Genomic DNA, 252 nt, shown 5'->3' with positions numbered 1-252 from the left:
AGCCCACGCCGTTATTTTGCAGGGTATCCAGCAGGCCGCTTTTATCCACCCAGCGGTTCAGTAAATTGTACGAAGGTTGATGAATTAACAGCGGAATTTTCCACTCGCGCAGCAACTCGACCATTTTTTGCGTCCGCTCTGGCGAGTAAGAGGAGATCCCGACATACAGCGCCTTACCGCTTTGTACCGCATGAGCCAGCGCAGAGGCGGTTTCTTCCATCGGCGTATTTTCATCGACGCGATGAGAGTAAA

The 252-nt window shown here is 52.0% G+C and carries 1 protein-coding gene; it reads right to left on the bottom strand.

What is annotated here, in order from left to right; all coding sequences use genetic code 11:
- Positions 1-252 (bottom strand): aldo/keto reductase (locus tag SB725_RS32655; RefSeq protein ID WP_410923631.1); only part of this gene is annotated, 252 nt, incomplete at both ends.

Source organism: Pseudomonas sp. SIMBA_041 (assembly GCF_046535095.1).
Lineage (GTDB): Bacteria > Pseudomonadota > Gammaproteobacteria > Pseudomonadales > Pseudomonadaceae > Aquipseudomonas > Aquipseudomonas mucoides.
This window is presented reverse-complemented; position numbering and strand designations above follow the sequence as displayed.